At 43.8% G+C, this 5,304-nt stretch carries 5 protein-coding genes; all 5 read right to left on the bottom strand.

Translation table 11 applies throughout. The features are described from left to right. A partial coding sequence (locus BZG82_RS15720; RefSeq protein WP_077766286.1) for a hypothetical protein occupies positions 1–737 on the bottom strand: 737 nt, incomplete at its 3' end. Next, entirely contained in the window at positions 727–2,028 is a 1,302-nt protein-coding gene (locus BZG82_RS15715; RefSeq protein ID WP_077766284.1) for a hypothetical protein, read from the bottom strand. The genes BZG82_RS15720 and BZG82_RS15715, both read right to left, overlap by 11 nt. Positions 2,029–2,043: 15 nt before the next feature. Further along, positions 2,044–3,441, bottom strand: a complete 1,398-nt coding sequence (locus BZG82_RS15710) for a hypothetical protein (RefSeq protein ID WP_077766283.1) — start codon at positions 3,439–3,441, stop codon at positions 2,044–2,046. Further along, complete coding sequence (locus tag BZG82_RS15705; protein ID WP_077766282.1) at positions 3,423–4,601, bottom strand: hypothetical protein; 1,179 nt, start codon at positions 4,599–4,601, stop codon at positions 3,423–3,425. Before BZG82_RS15705 ends, BZG82_RS15710 begins: the two co-directional genes overlap by 19 nt. Further along, positions 4,601–5,304 (bottom strand): hypothetical protein (locus tag BZG82_RS15700; protein ID WP_241837393.1); only part of this gene is annotated, 704 nt, incomplete at its 5' end. The genes BZG82_RS15705 and BZG82_RS15700, both read right to left, overlap by 1 nt.

Below are 5,304 nucleotides of genomic sequence, written 5' to 3'. Positions count from 1 at the left end.
GTCTCAGCTTTTTGCGCAAAAATTTTATCTTCTATCGCTATCGCGAGATATTCACATTGTTTTATCGAGCACTGATTTACGATGGCCAAGGCTTCCTTAATCTCGCCATGTTCAAATTGCCATTGAGCCAACCAATATTTTATTTTACTGCTATAAATTTGAGAAACATCGATATACTGCTGGTAATAATTTTTTGCTTTATTGAAATCTGATTGGGATAAAAGCAAAGTGACTAACCCTGCCGCATCCATTGCGACGCTAGATTCTTTGATTATCAATGGTAATATTGGCTTGATATTTTGGTACTGCTGTGTGGAGTAATACGCAATGGCATAGTTCAGTGCTGTGGATTGGAGATTGGTTTTGTAGCCAGTATCGTTCACCTCAGCACTGCACTTAGCTTGGCTCTCATTCGCTGAAGAAAACTGAATATTGGTTAGCTCATAAGTTAGACTCGCAAATGGCCACGAATCTAAAGTTTCACGAATGAAACCTCTTTCAAGCAATTTGTCTTCGTATTTTGCGCGAAGCTCTAAACCAAGTCCTTTACGACATAATGACTTCATTTGTTTTGTGGTCAGTACATGCTGTCTTTTCACTTCAACTGACACTTCTGAATCACTGGTTTTAAGCTTATAATCCGTGCCGTTAAACGACCAAGACTGAGAGTCAGAAGCAAAAACTGGTAGACCTAAAAGGCCTACCAGAACCAACAAGTGTCTGTAATTACAGATCATTTGCATTACTCACTTGACCAGATGGTCCTTGACTATTTTTACTTCCGTGAGTCAGACCACCAGTTGTTGAAATTTTGTGGCTTGAGCTTGCGTTTTGCCCCTCTCGAACGCGCTTTTTGTTTTCTGCAGCCGCTTGTTTCGCTGTTGCCTCTAGAGATGGGGCATAAACCGCAACGGCTAACATCCACTCTCCATCGCTGCTCTTAAAGGTTTTAACAGAAACGCCTGGAGGCACTTGACCGGCTGCAAATGATTTGTACGAATCAAAGCTCTTAATGTTATTGATGAACGTGTGTTTGTCTGCTGCCAATATTTTAGCATCTGCTGGGTTGATGCTCTCTGATGGGTATTCGAACTGTTCATTTCTCTCTAACTGATTCTCGGTAAAACCGCCTTCCCAGTAAATTTGTTCACCTTGCATTACGGCAATCAGACCATTTCTCGCTTTAGCTTGTGCTTGAGATTTAGACATACCAAGCAGCTTGCGTTTCACGCTCTTATTCTTGTTGTCACGAATGATGGAAGAACCAAAACCAAGTACAAACGACTCGCCTGTTTCGGTGTTGGTAATCACTTTAGCGCCAACTGGAGGCAGAACACCTGCTTGCAGGTCAGCGACAATTTGTTTGAAAATTACGTTTGGTTTTGTTGTCTGAGTCAGAGCTCCTACTTTGCGTTTCGTTTGCTCACGTGTTTTTGGTGTTGAAATCAAACTAACACGAACTAGATTTTCACTCGGATCATCATATACGTCGAACGTCACGTAACCGGCTAACGCACCTTTTACTGACTCAGCGCAGTTATCGCTCATCATGCTTGTAGTGTTTGCTGCGCCCTCTGTAGCCGTATCAATCACATCCATGGTTTCATTGATCGCTGTCGCGCACATGTTGCTCATGCCTTCCATGTTTTCCACTAATTGCTTTTTCGCAATTTGGAAAGCTCTCATGTACGCGCCACGCTTAGATAGCAACGTCGCGTTACGGTTTTCGTAAGTTTCGTAGCTGCCAGAGCCCGTAGATAGGATGCCGATACCGGAGCCAACTGCGATCATCTTAACGCCATCACCTTCGTCCTCGATCAGACTTTGGTGAGCCACAAGTACAGCGACTTTTGGGTCTGCAGCCACAACAAGATCCCCAACTTCTTTTACGTCATCAGTATTTAAAGCTTGCGTTTCAGAAGGGGCATCGGTTGCAGGGACGAGATCGTTGAGGTCAAAATCCACATTTGCATGTGCAGAACCAAAGGCGCTTGCTAGTACCAATGAAAGAAGAGTTTTTTTAAACATAAATATCCTAGGGCCTTAAAGTACTTTAATTTGGTTGTCGTTTAAAACGCTCAGCTCAGGCTGATAATCGGGTTGATGTATTTGTAATGCTGGTTGAATAAACTGAGCAAGTTCGTTTGCATTATTTAAAGAGCGGAATTGGACAATAACTTTGCCTGATCGAGTTTCGAACTTTACATCGGAAATGCCGTTGATCGCACGAAGTAAGGTATAAAGTTGACCTTGTTGACCGGCCGCTTTCGACGTAAAGATCAATTCTCGAACCGGACCACCACGCATCGCTATCTTTTGGACGGCACTATGTAACGCTTGCGTCAGCATTTTCTGATTTTGGTCGATAGCTAAGTGCACTGACGCTAGCTCATTCAACATTCCCTCTTTTTTTGGAAGAGTCATCAGTGTCGGATCGTTTTGCCAATTGCCGTATTCATTACCAGCTAGGTCTAATAGCTTAGCTGCCAATTCTAACTGTAAACCGGAAGGCGTCACTTTCTTTTTTTCTCGAACTTTCAGAATGATAGTCGCCTGCTCTGGAGTACCAGAGAGATCGAAGCCCATCTGAGCGAGAACGCTATTGAACGTAGTTTGGACAACCGGAAGATGCGCATCTACGTAAACAGCAGGTTGCCCTATACTCTTGATAAGTTGGGCAATCTTAGCCTCAACCTTTTGGCGTTCAACAGACACATCGAGTGTCACGACCATCGTACCGTTTGGCTTAGTTTGGCTAGAAATTTCGCTCCAATCGGTAATCATACCTTGCGATTGTATTGATAAGGATTGGACTGCCACATCTTGCAGATCGAAGTCTTCGCTGACCGCATTTGCTGACATACTTGAATGGGTCTGCTGAAGGTAACCAGATTTAATCATTACGCCCAAAACTTGGCTGATAGCACGACGAAATGCATCTTGCTCGGCCGCTTGACGCGCACTTAAACCATGCTTTTCGTTGGCGGTACCCTCACCGATGACCACTACAGAAACCGTTGAGTCAGAATTCCAAATAATATCGTCGTCGGAATATTCTTTTGTTTGCGTTGGAGGCATAAGACGCACATTAATACAGGTATCATCTCCGTAGATTTCAGGTTGCCCAAAATCCGCAGTGATCATACCTCTCTCGATGCCGGTTACTAACGTTTCGCGAGCGGTTTGGTTAAACTGTTCGTTGAGTAATTCGGAATCTTCTGAAGATAAAGAAAGCGAAACCTGCCCATTTAAAAACAGTCGCAGGTTATTGATCGCATCCGCTTTCGCACCCTCTATCGCTAATGTACCACGGCCATAAGCGCATCCCTGCTCAACAATAGCCAGTGTTGACTGGCTCTTATCAAGTTCAAGCGCAGCTAAAGGTGCTGTCGAAAGCAATCCAACGAGGATAAGACCAATCCTTATCTTTTTTGCGCCCATGTACTACGTTCCTTCATGAATTCAATTGGGACACCAACGCTAACTGCAAAGACTCGACGCTGACGATCTGGGCGATAAATACTCTGCTCAGCTTCGTCTTTCACTTGATCAGCAAGCTTACTATCTTTCCAGCGTACGATTTTGCCTTGGGCACTTTGTTGGCTAGGGTTAACCGTCGCCACACCGATGGGCTCAACAAAACCAGCACTGTACTCAAACACAACCATGGTTTCATTTGGTAATACACCAGCATTTTGTCCGCGATCTAACGAGATTCGATCGCCTTTGATGCCCATCACTTGTGCTGTTGCTGGCATCTCTTTTAGAAGGCGGGTCAACATGATATCGAAACCACGTGACGCCATTTCATTTATCACTGAGTCGACGTCTTTGCTACTGGTGTAGTTAAAGCCGCGGTAGTAGCCACCATTGGCGATTACAGTTGTGAAGCTTTTTTTATCACGAACATCAAAGTTAGAAACGCGGATTTTACCGATATTTGGGTAGCTCAGCTTTTCGCGCGTGTACGGTTCAATAACTCCTGTCGTCATTTCCATTGATGTTTGAAATAAAGACTGCGTAGAACCAAAGAGCATATCGCCAGTTTTAAGCACGTCGACTTTCATGATGTAGTCCGTCGACAACTTATCCCGACCACTCATTTTTTGTGCAACTTTTTTTGCACCTTCATCGGCAAGAATCTCTTCCATCGCCGCGTTTATTGAATTAGTGTCACGCGTCAATATACGGAAACGGTTCACCCCCGCAAATTGGTTTTCTAACGTGTTCTCAAGCGCTTTCGTTTCGAACTTACCAATACTTGCATGCATTGCATTGAATACATCAGCAGATTTGCCTTGAAGGTTCTCGCTAACAGCGGTTTGAACGTCACCGAAGTAAAGGCGAATCGTTTTTTTAGCGAGCGGGCAACGGCTATCTTTCTCGTTTACTTCGTAAGTACAGAATTGAAGACCTTGAGTGTTGAAGTATGCTGGGACTTCAATATCACTGTTGGTAAATTCAAACGCTGACTTACCAATGATTAAAGAGGAGTTGCCTGCGTTACTCTCAACTGTGTAAGTTTGTTGGCTGGGCGTACTATTACACCCAGCCAAAACAAGACCAGCAGCGATAAGAGTTGCGATCTTTGAATATTTCATTACGACTTAACTTTCTCAGCTAAAATTTTGTCTAGGTTTTCTAATTGCTCGATTGTGTTTTGGTCTAGAGAAATCATGTCGTTTGCATCATTAATAAGAAGAGATCGTGCTTTCATCTCGTTGTAAGCACTAACCACTGGCACGTCTTCTTTTACTTCTTTATCTTCCTCAGATTCACTTGAAAAATAAGATACTGCGTTGCCTAAAATTGAAACTGTAGAATCTTTAGCAATCACAGAAGCGTTGTTTGAAGCGATAAGAGCGATTTCAGCCGCCTCTAGCGCTATGTCTTTCGCTAGCTCAACGTTCTTGTCAAAGATCGAATCAGACGCGGCTTTATACGCTTCAACTTGTGGACGAATTTTCTTTTCTTCAGCTTTGCCCTTATCGAATTCATTCATCGCAAAAAGAAGCTCTTCATCACTCTTATCAGCATTGAGCTTTAGGAAACCAGCTACGTCTGCATGCTTGTCAGCGAGCGTGCGATAGTCATGGAATAYTGAGCACTGGCGCTCCTGAATCGACACCATCACTTTAGACACTTTGTCTACGGCATAAGATACTGGTGTGTAATCTGAGCCTAGTTCAGCACAGGATTTTTCAAGGGCGGCACTCATTTCATTACGATCAACGGTCGCAGACTCCATACCTGGAATTGAAGAGCATCCAGCAAGTGCAGCAGTGAATAGAGTAGCCATAACAG

The organism is Salinivibrio sp. PR5, from assembly GCF_001996085.1.
In the GTDB taxonomy this organism is placed as follows: domain Bacteria; phylum Pseudomonadota; class Gammaproteobacteria; order Enterobacterales; family Vibrionaceae; genus Salinivibrio; species Salinivibrio proteolyticus.
Note: the sequence above shows the minus strand (reverse complement) of the source record. Positions and strands in the feature narration are given on the sequence as shown.